Annotated in this window: 12 protein-coding genes; 2 read left to right on the forward strand and 10 right to left on the reverse strand. The window is 64.2% G+C overall.

All coding sequences use genetic code 11. The annotated features are described in order from the left end of the window. The 9 genes from KA354_07220 to KA354_07260 all read right to left on the reverse strand — a co-directional run bounded on the left by KA354_07220 (position 1) and on the right by KA354_07260 (position 8,934). Positions 1-804 (reverse strand): polyphosphate kinase 2 family protein, encoded by an 804-nt coding sequence (locus KA354_07220; protein ID MBP7934425.1) that lies wholly within the window; start codon positions 802-804, stop codon positions 1-3. A 135-nt stretch (positions 805-939) separates the two neighbouring features. Then, positions 940-1,626 (reverse strand): OmpA family protein, encoded by a 687-nt coding sequence (locus KA354_07225; GenBank protein ID MBP7934426.1) that lies wholly within the window; start codon positions 1,624-1,626, stop codon positions 940-942. A 20-nt stretch (positions 1,627-1,646) separates the two neighbouring features. Further along, positions 1,647-2,030: a hypothetical protein gene (locus KA354_07230; GenBank protein ID MBP7934427.1), complete on the reverse strand. Its 384-nt coding sequence runs from the start codon at positions 2,028-2,030 to the stop codon at positions 1,647-1,649. A 16-nt stretch (positions 2,031-2,046) separates the two neighbouring features. Continuing rightward, positions 2,047-3,660, reverse strand: a complete 1,614-nt coding sequence (locus tag KA354_07235; protein ID MBP7934428.1) for an A24 family peptidase — start codon at positions 3,658-3,660, stop codon at positions 2,047-2,049. A gap of 144 nt (positions 3,661-3,804) precedes the next feature. Further along, positions 3,805-4,350 carry an adenine phosphoribosyltransferase gene (locus tag KA354_07240; GenBank protein MBP7934429.1) on the reverse strand — a complete coding sequence of 182 codons (546 nt, stop codon included), beginning with the start codon at positions 4,348-4,350 and terminating at the stop codon, positions 3,805-3,807. Positions 4,351-4,607: 257 nt separating this feature from the next. Further along, positions 4,608-4,790, reverse strand: coding sequence for a hypothetical protein (locus tag KA354_07245; protein ID MBP7934430.1), 183 nt, complete (start codon positions 4,788-4,790; stop codon positions 4,608-4,610). Positions 4,791-5,275: 485 nt separating this feature from the next. Next, positions 5,276-5,965, reverse strand: coding sequence for an exopolysaccharide biosynthesis protein (locus KA354_07250; protein MBP7934431.1), 690 nt, complete (start codon positions 5,963-5,965; stop codon positions 5,276-5,278). 96 nt (positions 5,966-6,061) lie between these two features. Beyond that, complete coding sequence (locus KA354_07255; protein MBP7934432.1) at positions 6,062-6,913, reverse strand: radical SAM protein; 852 nt, start codon at positions 6,911-6,913, stop codon at positions 6,062-6,064. A gap of 113 nt (positions 6,914-7,026) precedes the next feature. Next, the gene (locus KA354_07260; GenBank protein ID MBP7934433.1) at positions 7,027-8,934 is read right to left on the reverse strand and encodes a TolC family protein; all 1,908 of its coding nucleotides are present in this window, start codon (positions 8,932-8,934) and stop codon (positions 7,027-7,029) included. Between the two features lie 117 nt (positions 8,935-9,051). Here KA354_07260 and KA354_07265 point away from each other — a divergent pair, with 117 nt between their 5' ends. Both KA354_07265 and KA354_07270 read left to right on the forward strand, forming a co-directional pair. Continuing rightward, positions 9,052-10,719, forward strand: a complete 1,668-nt coding sequence (locus KA354_07265; GenBank protein ID MBP7934434.1) for a phosphomannomutase/phosphoglucomutase — start codon at positions 9,052-9,054, stop codon at positions 10,717-10,719. Then, a complete protein-coding gene (locus tag KA354_07270) occupies positions 10,719-11,966 on the forward strand; it encodes an insulinase family protein (GenBank protein MBP7934435.1) in 1,248 nt (415 codons plus the stop codon). The genes KA354_07265 and KA354_07270 overlap by 1 nt, the downstream gene beginning before the upstream one ends. A 193-nt stretch (positions 11,967-12,159) precedes the next feature. On the opposite strand, the gene KA354_07275 is transcribed toward KA354_07270, so the two are convergent. Beyond that, positions 12,160-15,114 carry a hypothetical protein gene (locus tag KA354_07275; protein MBP7934436.1) on the reverse strand — a complete coding sequence of 985 codons (2,955 nt, stop codon included), beginning with the start codon at positions 15,112-15,114 and terminating at the stop codon, positions 12,160-12,162. Positions 15,115-15,350 lie beyond the last annotated feature (236 nt).

Below are 15,350 nucleotides of genomic sequence, written 5' to 3' on the forward strand. Positions count from 1 at the left end.
TCAATCCACGCGGTATGCCAACGGGTCAAACGCCGGTTTCGGGAAAGCCATATCCAGGTTCTTGAGGGTCTTGACCAGCACCTCGGCCACGACCAGGTTGCGGTACCACTTGCGGTTCGCGGGTACGACGTACCACGGGGCCCACTCGGTGCTGGTTTTCTCCAGTACGTCCTCATAGGCCTTCATGTAGTCGGACCAGAGTTTGCGCTCCTCGAGGTCCGCGGCGTTGAATTTCCAATTCTTCCGGGAGTCGTCGAGCCGCGACTGGATCCGGGCCTTCTGCTCCTCAAGGTCGATGTGCAGATAGAACTTGCGGATCACCGTGCCCTCGTCGGCCAGCATTTGCTCGAAGGCGTTGATGTGCTCGAAGCGCCGCGACCAGACCTCCTTGGGCACGAGCTTGTGCACCCGGGCGATGAGCACGTCCTCGTAGTGGCTGCGGTTGAAGATGGTCATCTCGCCCTTGGCCGGCACTTTCAGGTGGACGCGCCAGAGGTAGTCGCGGTCGAGTTCGAAAGGCGTCGGGCCCTTGAAGCTCGCGACCTTGACACCTTGCGGGTTGACGCCGTGGAAGACGTCGCGTATGGTGCCGTCCTTGCCGCCGGTGTCCATGGCCTGCAGGATGATGAGCAGCTTGTGCTTGTGCTCGGCGTAAAGCAACTCCTGAAGGTGGGCCAGTTCGGTACCCAGGTCGGCCAGCCGTTGCCGGCCTTCGGCCTTGCCTCCGTCACAATCGTGGGTCTGGTTCGCGTCCCACTCCTTCAGTTTGATGTGCTCTCCCGGTTTGACGCGGTAGCGATTCATCCTGCTGCTCCCCGGTAACGAAGCCGCCACTTGGTGCACCGCTGACCTGATCCGGTGCCGGGTGTGGCCCAAGCACCGGCGGCCGCTGGGCTGATCTCGGACCGATCCCGGAGATGGTCACAGGGCGGACGCGAGTCACTGAGTTGCGGTGCCGCGGACGGCCGGCTCGCCCTTGGTCGTCGGGGTCATCGCGAAGATCTGGACGCGGCGGTTCTGTTGGCGGGAGGCGGCGCTGGAGTTGGCCGCCACTGGGCGATGCTCGCCCCAGCCGCAAGCCGCCATGTAGTTCGCGTCTCCCTGGGCGCGGAGATAGCGGACCACGCTCAGGGATCGCTCGCAACTCAGCTCGTAGTTGTCGGTCCAGCTGCTCTTGCGGATTGGTTCGCTGTCCGTGTGGCCGAAGACATAGATTTCGGCCCCGGGATACTGGCTCTTGATCGTGGCAGCGACCGCGTTGAGCGTGGTCTTGCCGCCCGGCTTCAGGATCGCTTTGCCGGAGTCGAACAGGACCGTGCCTTCAATCGAGATCATGGCTCCGCCCGGCACGGGGGTCCAACCCTCCGCTACCTTGGTTCCCTTGCTCAGTTCCTGGTTGAGCCGATCGATCTCGGCCTGCATCTGATTGAGCCGGTTGCGGTCCGCAGCCCAACCGTTCCGGACTTCGGCCAGGTCTTTCTGTAATTGAGCGATGCGCTCAGCGGCGGCGGCCGCATGCTGGTCAACGACGGGCTCGGTCTTCGCCTTTGGGTCATTGCAGCCCGCGCCCGCGATGAGCAGGCCGAGGGTACCAGCCAACAGCTGGCACTCCATCTTGCGAAACATGATGATCCTCCTTTGGCTGATCACGCCTGCTCCCCCGGTGCGTCGTCGGAAATGGAGCGGCGGATCTTCTCGTCGATACGTTTCTCGCGTTCGGCCAACTCGGCGGCCATACGTTGTTGATCTTGGGCATGACGCTGGGCTTGCTGGGCCTGCTTCAGTTCCTTGAAGTCGCGCCATACGGTGTACAGCTTGCCGACGCCCCACCAGCCGATGATCGCGCACACTGCGGTGATCAGGATGAGCCACAGGACGCCGACGTCTTTGTACTCGTGGAAGAACCACACATTGGCCGTCAGCCCCAGGTTCTTGAAGACCACCAGGGCAATCAGCAGGACGCTGATGGCCGTCGCGCCGAATTTAACGTAGACCTTGACACGTTGGAGGGCAAGGGTCATGGCGAACATGATAACACGGCCGGTTTCACTCGAACAGCCAGCGGATTCGCAGGTGCTTGAGGAGGGTATCCTGGAAGATCAAGGCGATGAAGAAGCCCAGGGCCAGCCACGGGCCGTATGGCAGGGCCCGGGCCTGACGGCGGATGGCGATGACCACCAGGGCCAGCAACGCCAGCGGGGCGGCCAGGAAGAAGCCGAGGAAGACCACTGGCCATCCGGCGACGGCGCCCGCGGCGGCCATGATATGAACGTCGCCCATCCCCAGGGCTTCCTTGCCGAAGGCCAGGGTGAAGAAGATCCGCGACAGCCAGCCGATCGCCCCGCCGATCACCCATCCCACCAGGCCGGTCGCCAGGCCCCACAGCGGTTGCCACTGCCCGATCGGTTGCCAGTGGAGCAACTGGAAAACTCGGGATTGCGAATCGCGGCCGCCGGAGAACCAGGTTGCCGTGAGGGCCAGCAGTCCCAGGAGGATGGCCGGTCCGAGCAGGCGCAATTCGTCGATGGCCATGGCCCGGGCGCTCGGGGCCTCGCCCCAAATGGCGTCCACGATCTCGGAGTCGGCCTCTGGCTGCGGGTGGCTGGCGGCCAAGCTCAGGCCGACAAAGCACGCCAGCACCCCGAGGACTAGGTGGAGCACGCTCGCTTGAAGCATGGGCTGGAGCAGACGCCCGATCCAGGGCCAGTCGCCCATCTGGGCCAGCCTGGTCTTGAACGCTGTGGAGGGCTCCATGAGCATCAAGACGACGTAGGCCACCAGGAGGCCGGTCAACGGAATCAGCCCGAGCCACCGGTAGTTGCCGGACGTGGGGAGAGGCTGGGCCGTACCCTGGGCGGGACGCGGCGGCACATCCTGCACCGGCAACGGCGCCTGATCCTGGCCTTGAGGCTGGCTCTCCTCCAATACACCCTTCTCAAGAGGGGGCCCGGCGAGGTCCGAGGGGATGTCCCGGAGGGGAGTCGGTGGCTCCGCCTGGGTGGCGTCCACGTGTTCCTCCGCGACATCCAAGTGTCTTCCACGAAGGTAGATGAACCAGCCGATCGCCAGTCCGACCGCGACCGCGAGGGCCATGGCCGCCTGGCTGGTCTCCGGTCGTATCCATCCTCCTTGGCCGCCCAGATCGAAGTCCGTAGCCCCGGGATACGGCTGGCTGGCTCGAGGCGTCCAGAAGGCGTGGCCGAGAATGCCGACGAGCGAGACCAGCCAGGTCAGGTTGATGTCCACGATGTAGCTTTCGAGGTCCATCACGGACAGAGCGATGAGCCCTGCCGCGAGTACCAGGTGAGCGATGAGCAACGGCCAGTCGGCGCTGACTTCACCCACGCCCTCGCGCAAGCTGGTGACAAAGAAGGCGTCGTAGATGATCAGGAATGCCAGGGCGGTGGCCAATTCGACCAGTGGATACTGCAGTGAGATGGGGCGATGGCAGTGCCGGCAACGGCTGCGAAGGAGTATGTAGCTGAGGACCGGGATGTTGTCCCGCCAGCGAATCGGGTGCTCACAGCTGGGGCAGAATGAGCGGGATGGGTGGCGTGTGGAGATGCCTCTCGGCCAACGGTAGATGACCACATTCAGAAAGCTGCCGATGCATCCACCGACGGAGAGGACGAGCACCGAACAGTACAGGGTGAAATCCATTGCCAGACACCAGGATCGCCGTCTGAACCTCCAGGGTCGCGGAGCCTGCCGGTGTGCACAGCCATGCGCAACCCGGCGGTTCCCCACAGAACCTGAATCCGTGGATCGTGGTCGTCCTCGGTCCTGAGGGCCGCGACGCCGGAATCAGTCGTACGAGAGCACGCAGTGCAAGGGCCACTTGGCCAGTTTCTTGCGCCCCGCCAGGTCCGCCAGCTCGATCAGCACTGCGACGCCGACGATATCGCCGCCGAGTTGTTCGACCAGGTCGCAGCAGGCTCTCATCGTTCCGCCGGTGGCCAACAGGTCGTCCATCAGCAGAACCCGCTGACCTCGCTCGACGGCATCGGCGTGGATCTCGAGTTTGTCCTGGCCGTACTCCAGGTCGTAACTCATGCTCCGCTTGGCCGCGGGTAGCTTGCCCGGCTTGCGGATGGGGACGAATCCGGCCGACAGGTTGCGGGCTACGGCTGTCCCGAAGATGAACCCTCGCGACTCTGCCCCGACCACGATATCGACATGCTTGTCCCGGAACGGCTGGGTCATGAACTCGACGGCCAGGGACAAGGCTCCCGGATTACGGAGAAGGGGCGTGATGTCGCGGAACAGAATGCCCGGCTTGGGGAAGTCGGGGATATCGCGAATGAATCGGCACAGCTCAAGGCTGCCCGGCGTGGTGGTATGCGCGGCCATTGGTCCTCTCCAACAGGGTTCGTTGCGCCACCAGGCGCCACGCGTGAGGGGGCGATCTTAGATCATGCCCACGGCATCCGCAAGGCGGTTCGCCGGAAGCCAAGAGGTGCGCTCCCGGAATGCTCCTGAAGGCGCAGGTTCGCCCCGGCGCGGGGATCGGCCGGCCGGGGCTTGATGAGAACCTTGTTCTTCTTGGAGGGGATCTGGGGGAAAGCGGCCGGGGTGGCGGCCAGGGCACACCGCCCCGGCGAGTAAACTCAAACCTCGACCAGGACGGCGTTGCCGTCGGAGATGTCGCTCCCGCTGAGCCGGCTGACGCGGCTGTCATTGAAGGACGACGATAGGGCGGGCCGGACGACATCGACTGACCGGAACGTCTTGTAGACCTCGCCGCACTGCCTGCAGTACAACACCTTTCCGCGCCGGCTGGCTGTGATCACCCGAGGATGCTCACAATGTGGACATTGAATATACAGAGGCACAAGAATCCTACCTTCCTCGCTCAGAACCCGCTCACGACACCGGTCTTCCACTCGGTCGCCCCCGCTGCGGCCAGCGGGTCGCTCAGGCGGGCTCGCTCTCGGAGCCTACATCCCATTTGACACCGACCGGCAGCCGAGGTTGCAGTCCTCCGTCCGATTTCGCCGACAGCCCTTGATCGACTGTAAAACGTTTTTCTGCAAGTACTTATGTTGAATGAGGTTGTCGCCGCCCGGGCTGCAGATGCTGGAATTCCGCCAAGCTCAGGAACGACAATCGGTTGCGAAAGCCGCCGCCTTACGTCAAGGGGATGCGTCCGATAATGACACACTTCGGTGCTCAGGAGCCGGAAAGGAGCGGCGCCGAGCCCTTCGGCAATAGGGTACACGAGCTGGTGCGGCGGGGTGGGTCTGACGGCTAGGTGCTTTCGATTTCGTTGACTGCCCTACCAGAGCCTGGCAACCCAGGTCAGCCCTTCCGCGATACGCTGGTGGACCAATTCCCAGAACACGGCGCCGAGGGCGATCATTCCGGCCGTGATGATGTGCCCGGCCAGGATGAGAGCCCCGTCGTCCTCCAACAGTCCGATGCCATAGATCAGGATGGGCACGATGAACGCCCAGTTGGATGCCGGGATCGGTATCGGGAAGGCCAGACCGATGCCCTGCAGGATCAGTCCGATGCCTACCAGCGTCCAGAACGGCCCGCGCGCGAACCAGACCAGTCGGGGCCGGATGAGTCGCTCCAGGCCGTGGGTCCAGCGGGTCACCTTGCGGCCGATCCAATCGATGGTTGACATGGCGACCACCCGTCGGCGGAGCCGTCGTGGCAGCCAAGGCCGGTCCTTGCCGGCCACCATCTGGATGCCCAGGAACGCAATGGCCAGGCCGAAGGGGAGAGACAGGCCGGTGAATGGGATGGCTACCAGAGCCAGGAACGCGGTCAGGAAGCCGAAGCCGGCGTGGGCGGTTCGATCGATGATATCGCCGAGGGTCAAGTTCGAGCGGGTCTTGGGCTGGCCAGCGGGAGGGGGCGGGTCCGCGTTGAGTTGGGGCGCCCCCGGTGGATCCGCCAGGGGATGGGCCTGCTGACACAGGGAGGTGAGGATTGAGGACAAACGCAGTTGGCTGGCCATGACGAGCGAGTGTAGTCGTGGGACGGCTGCGTGGGAAGGTACGCGGATCAAGGGCAGTGCGGGTGCGGTACGGCAGGCGGCCGGGGCGAGAGACCCTCATCCCCCGAAAACCGCGACGGGCGCGCTGATGCGTGCTCGCACTCGGTCGGCGATGGTGTTCAACTCCGCATCGGGCAGGGGGCTGACGTACGGCTCGGCGGTCTGGCGGGCGACGGTGTAGATCTGAATGAGCGAGAAGCGACCGCCCTGGTCGAGGATGGTTTTTAGCCGGTCGGCGAAGGCCTCGATTTCAGTTGCGGGCGGGGCTTGGCCGTGGATCCTCATCCACAGCGACTGGATCACCACGGGGCGAGCGCGGGCGGCGTCGCGGATATTGTCCAGAATGGTCTGCAGCGGCACGCTGGCCCGGTTGATCAATCGGAAGCGTTCGTCGGTTCCGGCGTCGAGCTTGGCCCAGATTTCGCCGTTGTTGGCGTCGAGGATCGCCAGGGCTTCCCTGACCCGCGGTTTGTTGAGATAAGCCGCGTCCGTAATGACCCGCAACTTGACGTCATCGAGGCCGTGACGTCCGCGAAGGCCGGCGGCGAGTTCCAACGCTTCGAGGAACACCGGCGAGGCGGTCGGCTCGCCGTCGCCGGAGAAAGCGATGTCCCGAATCGACCGGTGCGAGTTGGGCGTAGTTGCCAGGGGGCCGCCTGAGAAAAGCTCGCCGCCGACGGCCGATTGGATCATCTGATCGAGTTCCTGGCTCAACCGGTCGAGGTCCACCTTGCGAACGGCCGGGGGAACGGATCGGTCCACCTGGCAGTAGACGCAGTCGAAGTTGCAGGCCTTGTCTGGGTTGAGGTTGATCCCGATGGACAGCCCGCCGCTTCGGCGACTGATCACCGGGTAGACGTACAGGTTGGCACTCCAGTGGCGGGAGTGATCGGCGAACAGATGGTTCAGCGACGTCGGGGGCTGATCCGGGCTCACTTCTTGCTTCTCACTTCCGATCCCCGGCCACCCATCGCCCGGATCACCCGCGTCATCTGGGGCTTTGATCGAGTCTCGTCGTCCGTTCAGCGTGAGGTCGGCTGATAGGGTTTCTCGTAGCTCTTGTCGTCCACGCCGCGGATCACGACGTTGTTGTACTGGAGCAGCGTGCCCTTCTGTTTCTCCAGGTTACTGAGGGCGATGTTGTAGTTTGCCAGAACCTGGAGCAGGCTATCGCGGGTACTGGCCAAGGTCTCATGGGCGTCGAGTTCGACCTGCAAGGAGGGGGGGTCGAGCTTCTCCTGCCGGGCTCGGGTGGCTCTCAGCTGGTCGAGGGACGCCTCGGCCGCCCGCAGGCTTGGCCCGATCTGCTCGTAGCCGGTGTTCAGGTCGCGGACTGCCTGTCGGACCTCGCGGATGGCGTTCTCGATCTGGGCCCGGTGGCTGGTGATGGCCTGAGCCTGCTGGAGCCGCGCCCGGCGCAAAGCCGCCTCCGGGCCACGGTCGCCGATCGGATACTCAAACTCCAGGCCGACCACGTACTCGTTGAAGCGGTTGTCCCACATCTGGCTGAACGCCCCATGGGCATCCGAGCCCATACCGTCGATCAAGTAGCGGAAGATGACGTCCAGCTTGGGCAAGGCCTGGTTCTTGGCGACGCCGATGGCCAGCTGAGCTTGCTCGATGGCGTGCTTGGCCTGGTGCAGTTCCGACCGGTAGGTCAGCGCCGCGGCCACCTCGCCGAGTTCGTCAACCACGATCGGCTCGAGTGACATGGTATCGACCGGGATCACTTCGTAGTCTTCGGCGAGGTTCATCTCCGGATCATTCATCAGGGCGAGCAATGCGGTCTCGGCGTTCTTGACGTCGTTGCAGCGGCGAATGAAGTCAGCCCGTCGCTGCTCGATGCGGCTGGTGGTGAGGTTGAGTTGAACGCCGTAGACGTCGTAGCCTGCCGCCTTGCGCTGTTCGAGCCGCTGCAGAATCAGCTCCAGGTTGGTCAGGAGCCGGGCGGAGATGGCGACTCGCCGGCGGGCCTGGGCCAGTGTCCAGTAGGCCTGCTCGGTGTTGTGAATCGCGTCGATGATGTCCTTCCGGAGCTTCTCGATGCTGATCGCCCGGTCCAGCTTGCGGATTTCGATCTGCGACCGGTTCACGTCCAGTCCGAAGCCCTTGAGGAACGGCTGGCGAAACTCGACCGCGAAATCGTCGGCGTAAGACGGGTTGAGTGTCTGGTAGGTCAGGTTGGTCCAGGTTCGCGACAGGGCATAGCTGACCTGAATCTGCGTGCCGGTAGACAGCAGTTTCTTGACACCGGTCTCGAAATCGCGCTGGTCGCTCTGGCTGCTCACCAGAGCGGAACTGGTCGGCCGGTCGAGGCGGCTGTAGTTGGTCTTGCCGAAGTAGACCGCGTCGAACTGAGCTTCGGCCTCGACGATCTTGGTCGTCTCGATGGCCGGGTCATAGGCCCGAACTTGGATGGCGTAGTTGCTCTGCAGGGTCCGGCGGATGACGTCCGCCAAGCGGAGCTCGACCTGCTTGGGCCGGCGGATCACCCCGGACTTGGCCAGGATGTTGTCGTGGAACCGGGCGTAGAGGGTGTTGATTTCCCGTTCCTCGCGCTGGCGGTCCTCAGCACTGAGCACACGCTGAGCGAGCAGACCGAGCTCCTTGTCCTTCTCCTGGTTGAGGACGGTCTCGATGGCGGTCGGATCAGGGATCTGGAAGCTGATTTCGGCCCCGGCCTTGGCGGGCCGGGTGTCGGCGGGCTTGACCGGGCGAGAGGGGAGGTCTTGCGGCTGAGCCGCCGGGCCGGTGTCCTGGGCCAGTTGGGCGGAGGTGGTGCCATCGCCCCGGTGAAGGTTTGCGTAGCGGCGGCCCGCTCCGACCTGGGAGACGCCGCTGCCCATTTGGGGAGTGGAATCACAAGCCAGCGCCGCAACGAGAACCGCGGCGGCAAGCCATCCGGTGTGCCGAGAATGCTGCCATGCCATGCCCGGCATTCTAGTTGGGTGGTGGCCGGTGTCAAACCATCGGAAGGCTGGCCTCGGACGCAAATCCGGGTAACATAGGCTGGACTTTGAGGGATCCTTGTGAGGTGAGGCTACCCCGTGCCTGAACGCCAAGGTCAGGAAGGCTACTATCGCTTCTGCCCGGGCGAAGAGCGTTTCAAGCTCTCCGACGCGGTCTGTCGTGGTCGTCGCCGGGGCCACTATCCCAAGTGCAAGGGCTGTCAGTTCAACGAGGATGAACGTGTCGGCGGTCCGCGGGCGTCGACAGCTGCGACGGGTGCTGCCGCACTTCCGTCGCCGCCCCCCTCAGCTGCCGCCGCTCCGACCGCTCGTCCGGCCTCTCCGAAACGCGACCAGATCGAGACGCTGTTCAAAGCCAATGACATCCGCGGGGTCTATCCCGATCCGCTCAGTGCCGAGTCGGCCTGGCGGATCGGCATGGCCATCGCCCAGTTCCTTCGTTCCGAGCTTCGAGGCTATGATCGCGGGCGGCCGGACAAATCCACGGTCATCGTCGGCCGGGACATGCGCAGGAGCTCTCCGGACTTGGCCGAGGCCCTCATCGGTGGCCTGCAGGCGGGTGGGGCGGCGGTGATCGATATTGGCATGGTTGACACCCCGCAGCTCTACTTTGCCGTCAACCGGCTGGTCTGCTGCGGCGGGGTCCAGGTTACGGCGAGTCATAACCCCGGCAACTACAATGGTTTCAAGATTTGCGGGCAGAAGGCTCGGCCGGTCAGCGCCGACACCGGTCTGAGCAAAATCGGCAAGATCGCCAAGAATACACTGCGCCACTCCGGCACCGCCCAGGCCGGCCGGGAGGCGCGCGACCTCACCTCTGACTACAAGGCTTTCGTGCGGGCGTTTCTGAAAGAGGAGGGTCACCTGGTGAATGGTGACCGGCCGTTCCAGGTCGTGGTTGATGCCTCCAATGGCATGGCCGGCCGCTGGTTTCCGGTTCTGTTCGGCGATATCGACTGGCTGGAGGTCGTTCCGCTGAACTTCGAGCATAACGGCGAGTTCGTGCACGAGCCCGACCCGATCGATGAAGCCAACCTGGCCCAGCTTCGGGATCGCATGGTTCGCTCCAAGGCCGATCTGGGCATCTGTTTCGACGGTGACGCCGACCGCTGCATCCTGGTGGACGGCCAGGGCAACCCGGTGCGCGGCGACCTGGTGACCGCCCTCCTGGCCCCGTATTTCCTTCGCGAGTTTCCCAACTCGACGGTGGTGTACGATGTGCGCTCCTCGCGGGTGGTGCCCGAGGAGATCCGCAAAGGCGGGGGACAGCCGCGGCGCGAACGCTGCGGCCACGCCTTCGTGAAGAAGACCCTGGCCGACACCCGAGGTGCGTTCGCCGGCGAGCTGAGCGGGCACTACTATTTCCGAGAGAACTTCTTCTGCGATTCGGCGATGATCGCGTTCGCCGAGGTTCTGAACCTGCTGAACCTGACCGGGCAACCGCTCGGCGAACTGATCGCTCCGCTTCGTCGTTACGCCAGCTCCGGGCAGATCACCTTCCGCTGTCAGGATCCAAAAGCCACCTTCAAGCACCTGGCGCGCGAATATGCCGACGCCGAGATCGACTACCTCGACGGCATCACCGTTCAGTATGAGGACTGGTGGTTCAACGTGCGCCAGACCATTACCCTGGACGAACCCGTGGTCCGCGTGAGCGTGGAGACTTTCGGCCAGAAAGCCCTGGATGCGCGAATCGAAGAGGTCTGTCGGAAGATGGAGGAAGCGGGCAACGCGAGATTGAGCTAATGTCCACCTTCGACGACATCACCCGTCACCGTCGCCTCACGTGCGGCATCGATCTGGTCGTGCAGCCGCTGCCCGGGCGCCCGGTCGCGGCCTTGGAGATCCGCCTGCCTGCGGGTTTCGCCTTCGAGCGGACCGAGTATCTCGGCGTCGCCCATGTGCTGAACGAGGCTATTACCAAGGGCACGGCCAAGCGCGACGCCCGCGGGGTCAACGACGCCTTCGATGCCATCGGGGCAAGCCACGATTCGTATGCCGGCCGGGAGACGGTGGGCTTCGCCAGTCTCTGCCTGCCGGAGTTCGTCGAGCAGGTGATCACCCTGTACGCCGAAATCCTGCGCACGCCGACGTTTCCGGAGGAAGCTTGCACGGTGGCCGTGAATCTCGCCCGCCAGTCGCTGGCCGCCCTCAAGGACGACCCGGACGAACTGGTCCGCAAGTTGATCTGCCGGCAGGCCTACGGCGAACCGCTGGGGCGTCATGCGCTGGGCGATGAGGAGAGCCTGGGGCGAATCGGTCGCCAGCAGATCGTCGCCCACTGGCGCCGGCTGTTCTCCTCCCGGCGGATGCAGGTCGCGGTGGCCGGTGCGGTTGACTCCGAGCGCGTGGCCGACCTCTTCGAGCGCGAGTTCACGGGATTCAGCCCGGTCGAGGGAGAGGGCGAGGCGGCGTCGCCCTCGCTGCGGTTCAATCCCGGCCGATCGCACCACCACAAGGAACTCGAGCAGGAGCACGTGGCCATCTGCTTCCCGGGCCCGGCGGTCACCGATGCCGATTTTCCGGTGGAGCTGGTGCTGGTCGGCGTACTGTCCGGAGGCATGAGCGGGCGGCTGTTCACCGAGGTTCGGGAGAAGCAGGGCCTGGTGTACTGGGTCGGTGCGTGGTCCGATCACCCCCGGACCGGCGGCATGCTCCACGTCGGCGCCTCCACGACGCCCGAACGTCTGGACCAGACTTACGCCACGTTGCTTCGCGAGATCAATCGGCTCAGCGAGGACCTGACCGAAGAGGAGGTCCAGCGAGCCATCACCGGCCTGGTGGCCCAGGTGCGCACCCGCGGGGACGTGACCCGCTCACGAGCCAGCCGCCTGTCCGACGACCTCTTCTTCCATGGTCGCCCCATCCCCATCACCGAGAAGCTCGCCCGCATCCAGGCAGTGACCGTATCGGATATTCGCGGTTTTCTCGCTCGCCATCCGCGTGATCGCCTGAGCGTGGTCACGCTGGGGCCGAGGGAACTGGCTGGGTAGAAACGGAGTCACATCAAGGCGAGCCCGACGCAGCCCAGTCATGAGGTGAGGAAGCCGCCATGAAATGAAGAAGGCAGCCTATGGCCCCCTTGGGGGGTGGCCGAGAGGCTGCCTTCCTCATCGCTGCACCATGAGGCTGCGGCCTGTGGGGGTCGGGCCTCGTGGCGCGGATCTCGTCGTCAACGGGTGCCGATCAGGGCACGCAGTTGGGCTTCGACTCCTGAGTCCATGGGATCGCGGGTCCGGTCACACAGTACAGGAACGCCGCGAAATCCAGCGTATCGACGTCGGTATCCTTGTCGCGGTCCACACATCTGCACTCGTGGCTCGTGGCCACACCACCCTGGCCGGTGAAACAGAGCTGGAACGTGGCGAAGTCAATCTGGTCCACGTCGCCGTCGCCGTCGTTGTCGGCGAACGGTTTGTTGCAGGCCACGCCGATGGTCCCATAGAACTGGACCTCGCCAAACTGCATCGAGTTGGCTGCCACGGCATCTCTCACGCTGGTGAACACCATGCGGTAAGCCTTGTAATCCGCCGTGTTTTCGAACTCGACGATCGACCCGGCGGACTGCCGCGCGGTCGGCAGCGTCATGGTGCCCGAGGAGATCAGCGTCCAGTTCTCGAGGTCCCCGTGGCCGTTGTCGGCGGAGACGATCGTGTCGTTGGTGCCGTAGAGTGCCCAGCCGGCGGGGTCCCGCTCCGGGGCGTCATTGGCGGTGATGAACTTGAACGAGGTCACGACGGTGGATCCGACGGACGGCTGGACGATGAACCCGGAGTTGTTCTCGCCGAAATTGAGGTACTTGGCCGGGGTCGTCCGATCGATGGCGTTTGCGGGGCTTTCGGCCGCCGGGTAGGAGCTGGACGGTACGACATCGGCGTCGATGGCCAGGACCGGGCTGCCGGCGACGAGCACGTTGGTGCCGGCTCCGTCCGGCTGGGTGAACAGGGCCACCTCGGCGATCTGCATGGAATTGGTTGCCGCCGCGTCCTTGAGCGTTGGGAAGAGCAGTTTGTACGACGCGTAGCTGGCCGCATTGTCAAAGCTGACGGGCGCTCCGGCGGTGAACCGGGTGTCTGGAAGAGCCAGCGGGCCCTCTGCGATCAGGGTCCAGTTCTCGGCGTTACCGAGGCTGTTGTTCGTACTGACGATCGCGTCGTTCGTTCCATACAGCGCGAACGAGGCGGGATCGCGCTGGGCCCAGTCGTTGGCCGTGGTGAGCACCAGGCTCCGAACTGCCGACGGCCCGCCACTGGGTGTGACGATGAGGCCGGAGTTGCTCATGGCGAAGTTCAGGTACTTCGTGCCGGTATTGTTGTCAAAGGCCTTGGGAGGATCCTCATTGGCAGGATAGTTGCTGCCACTGCTGTCAGGATCGAGGTCAAGCGCGATGATGAAGTCGCCCGGGCTCAGCAGCTGATCCGGCATCTGGCTGATGATGGTGCCAAAGAGCTGGACTTCGGCCATCTGCATGGAGATCGCGGTCGAGGCATCGCGGAGATTCGTGAACAGCATGCGATAGGACGTGTATGCCGTCGTGTTGGTGAAGGCGACGACCGGGCCTTCGGTCAAGCGCTCGGCCGGAAGGTCCACAGTTCCGGAAGCGATGGCCGTCCAGCTCTCTTGGTCGCCGGCGCTGTTATCGGCACTGACGATCGGTTCGACCGTTCCGTAGAGCGTCCATTCGGCGGGGTCGTTCTCCGGGGCGGTGTCGGCGGTGGTGATCTTGAACGAGGTCGCAATGCTCAGCCCGGCGGAGGGCGTTGCGATAAAGCCCGAATTGACGCCGCCGGTATTCGTGTACTGGGTGAGTGTGCTGCCATCGATGGCTTGCGGCGGCGCGACGGCGGCCGCGTAGGCCGATTCGGACCTCAAGTCGGGATCGACGGCCAGAACGACGCCGCCACTGGCCAGGACATTGGATCCGGTTCCGTCAGTCGACTCGTACATCGCGACTTCCGAGATCTGCATCGAGTTCGCCGTGACCGCAACCCCGTTGACATCCATGTCCCTGACGGTCGGGAAAAGCACCTTGTACGAGGTGTAGGCAGTCGCGTTGGTGAAGCTGACCACCGGTCCCCACGTGAAGTTGGTTAACGGCAGCGAGAGCTCGGCTGCCGCAATCAACGTCCAGTTCTCTGCAGAGCCCGCGCTGTTGTCCGTGCTGGTGATAGGGTCGTTCGTGCCGTAGATCTCGTAGGAGGCTGGGTTGCGCTCCGCGTAGTCCAGGACGTCATTGGCGGTGCAAATCGCCATGCTCTGCACGGCGGTGGCGCCGCGCGCCGGCGTGACGATGAAGCCCGACTTGTCTCGGCCAAAGTTAAGGTACTTCGAACTCGGCATGCCGTCGAGGATGTTGGCGGGGTTCTCAGAGGGAACCGGGTACGAACTGGCCGAGTTGTCATCGACGGCCAGGACGACGCCGCCTTCGCTGAGAATGTTGGGGCTGGTGCCGTCAGTCGTCTCGTACAGAGCCACTTCGGCGACCTGCATCGAGTTGGCGGCCGCGGCGTTCTTGACCGTGGGGAAGAGCACTTTGTATGCGGTATAGGCGGTCGTATTGGTGAATCCCACGACCGGGGCGGCCGTCTGTCGCTCCACGGGGAGCGCGAGCGAGCCCGAGGCGATGAGCGTCCAAGTCTCACCCCTGCCGTCGCTGTTGTTGGCACTGACGATCGGCTCATTCGTGCCGTAGATCTCGTACGTCGCCGGATCGCGTTCCTCGGCGTCGTTGGCCGTGGTGAGCATCATACTCTGCACGGTCGAGGAACCGTGTGCCGGTATGACGATGAAGCCCGAGTATTCCTCGCCAAAGTTCAGATACTTCGTGTCAACAGCCCCGTCGAGGATCATCGCCGGGCGCTCGTCGTTGCCCCCCGTCGGGTAACTGCTCTCGGAGACGAGGTCGGTGTCGATGGCGATGATGAAGTCACCCAGGGTGAGAAGGGCGTCCTCGGCGCGGAGGCCGGGTACGCAGATCAGCACGACGGCCAGGCTGACAACCATGGCCTGCAGGGTCAGAGCGCCGGATGGCGCACGGCTGGAGACTCCAAGCGGGTGGCGAATCAATCGTCCCCAACCGGCTGTCGGCTGGGTCTGACTGCCACGGTGTTCCGGGGATGGGCGCTTCGATAAGGTGCACATTTCCTTCGTCCTCCGAGCAACAATGAAAAAGCAAGGCTTCGCAGACAGGCCTGCCCGGCTACGTTACCGGGTTGTTCCCCCATTGTAACGTGATTGCACCGCCGCGCCAATCCCGGTTTGCGATCCCTTTCGGTCCTTCGGTTTCAAGCCCCCCCACCGGGTATGCCATGGGTGCGATTATGAGTCCTTTGCCTTTTATGATGTCGAGGGCTCGGGTCGCGGAACGCACCAGCGGT

The organism is Phycisphaerae bacterium, from assembly GCA_018003015.1.
Taxonomy (GTDB): Bacteria; Planctomycetota; Phycisphaerae; order UBA1845; family PWPN01; genus JAGNEZ01.

Coding starts and splice junctions, on each gene's coding strand:
- KA354_07220 (MBP7934425.1), bottom strand. CDS start 804: ATGAATCGCTACCGCGTCAAACCGGGAGAGCACATCAAACTGAAGGAG.
- KA354_07225 (MBP7934426.1), bottom strand. CDS start 1,626: ATGTTTCGCAAGATGGAGTGCCAGCTGTTGGCTGGTACCCTCGGCCTG.
- KA354_07230 (MBP7934427.1), bottom strand. CDS start 2,030: ATGTTCGCCATGACCCTTGCCCTCCAACGTGTCAAGGTCTACGTTAAA.
- KA354_07235 (MBP7934428.1), bottom strand. CDS start 3,660: ATGGATTTCACCCTGTACTGTTCGGTGCTCGTCCTCTCCGTCGGTGGA.
- KA354_07240 (MBP7934429.1), bottom strand. CDS start 4,350: ATGGCCGCGCATACCACCACGCCGGGCAGCCTTGAGCTGTGCCGATTC.
- KA354_07250 (MBP7934431.1), bottom strand. CDS start 5,965: ATGGCCAGCCAACTGCGTTTGTCCTCAATCCTCACCTCCCTGTGTCAG.
- KA354_07260 (MBP7934433.1), bottom strand. CDS start 8,934: ATGGCATGGCAGCATTCTCGGCACACCGGATGGCTTGCCGCCGCGGTT.
- KA354_07270 (MBP7934435.1), top strand. CDS start 10,719: ATGTCCACCTTCGACGACATCACCCGTCACCGTCGCCTCACGTGCGGC.
- KA354_07275 (MBP7934436.1), bottom strand. CDS start 15,114: ATGTGCACCTTATCGAAGCGCCCATCCCCGGAACACCGTGGCAGTCAG.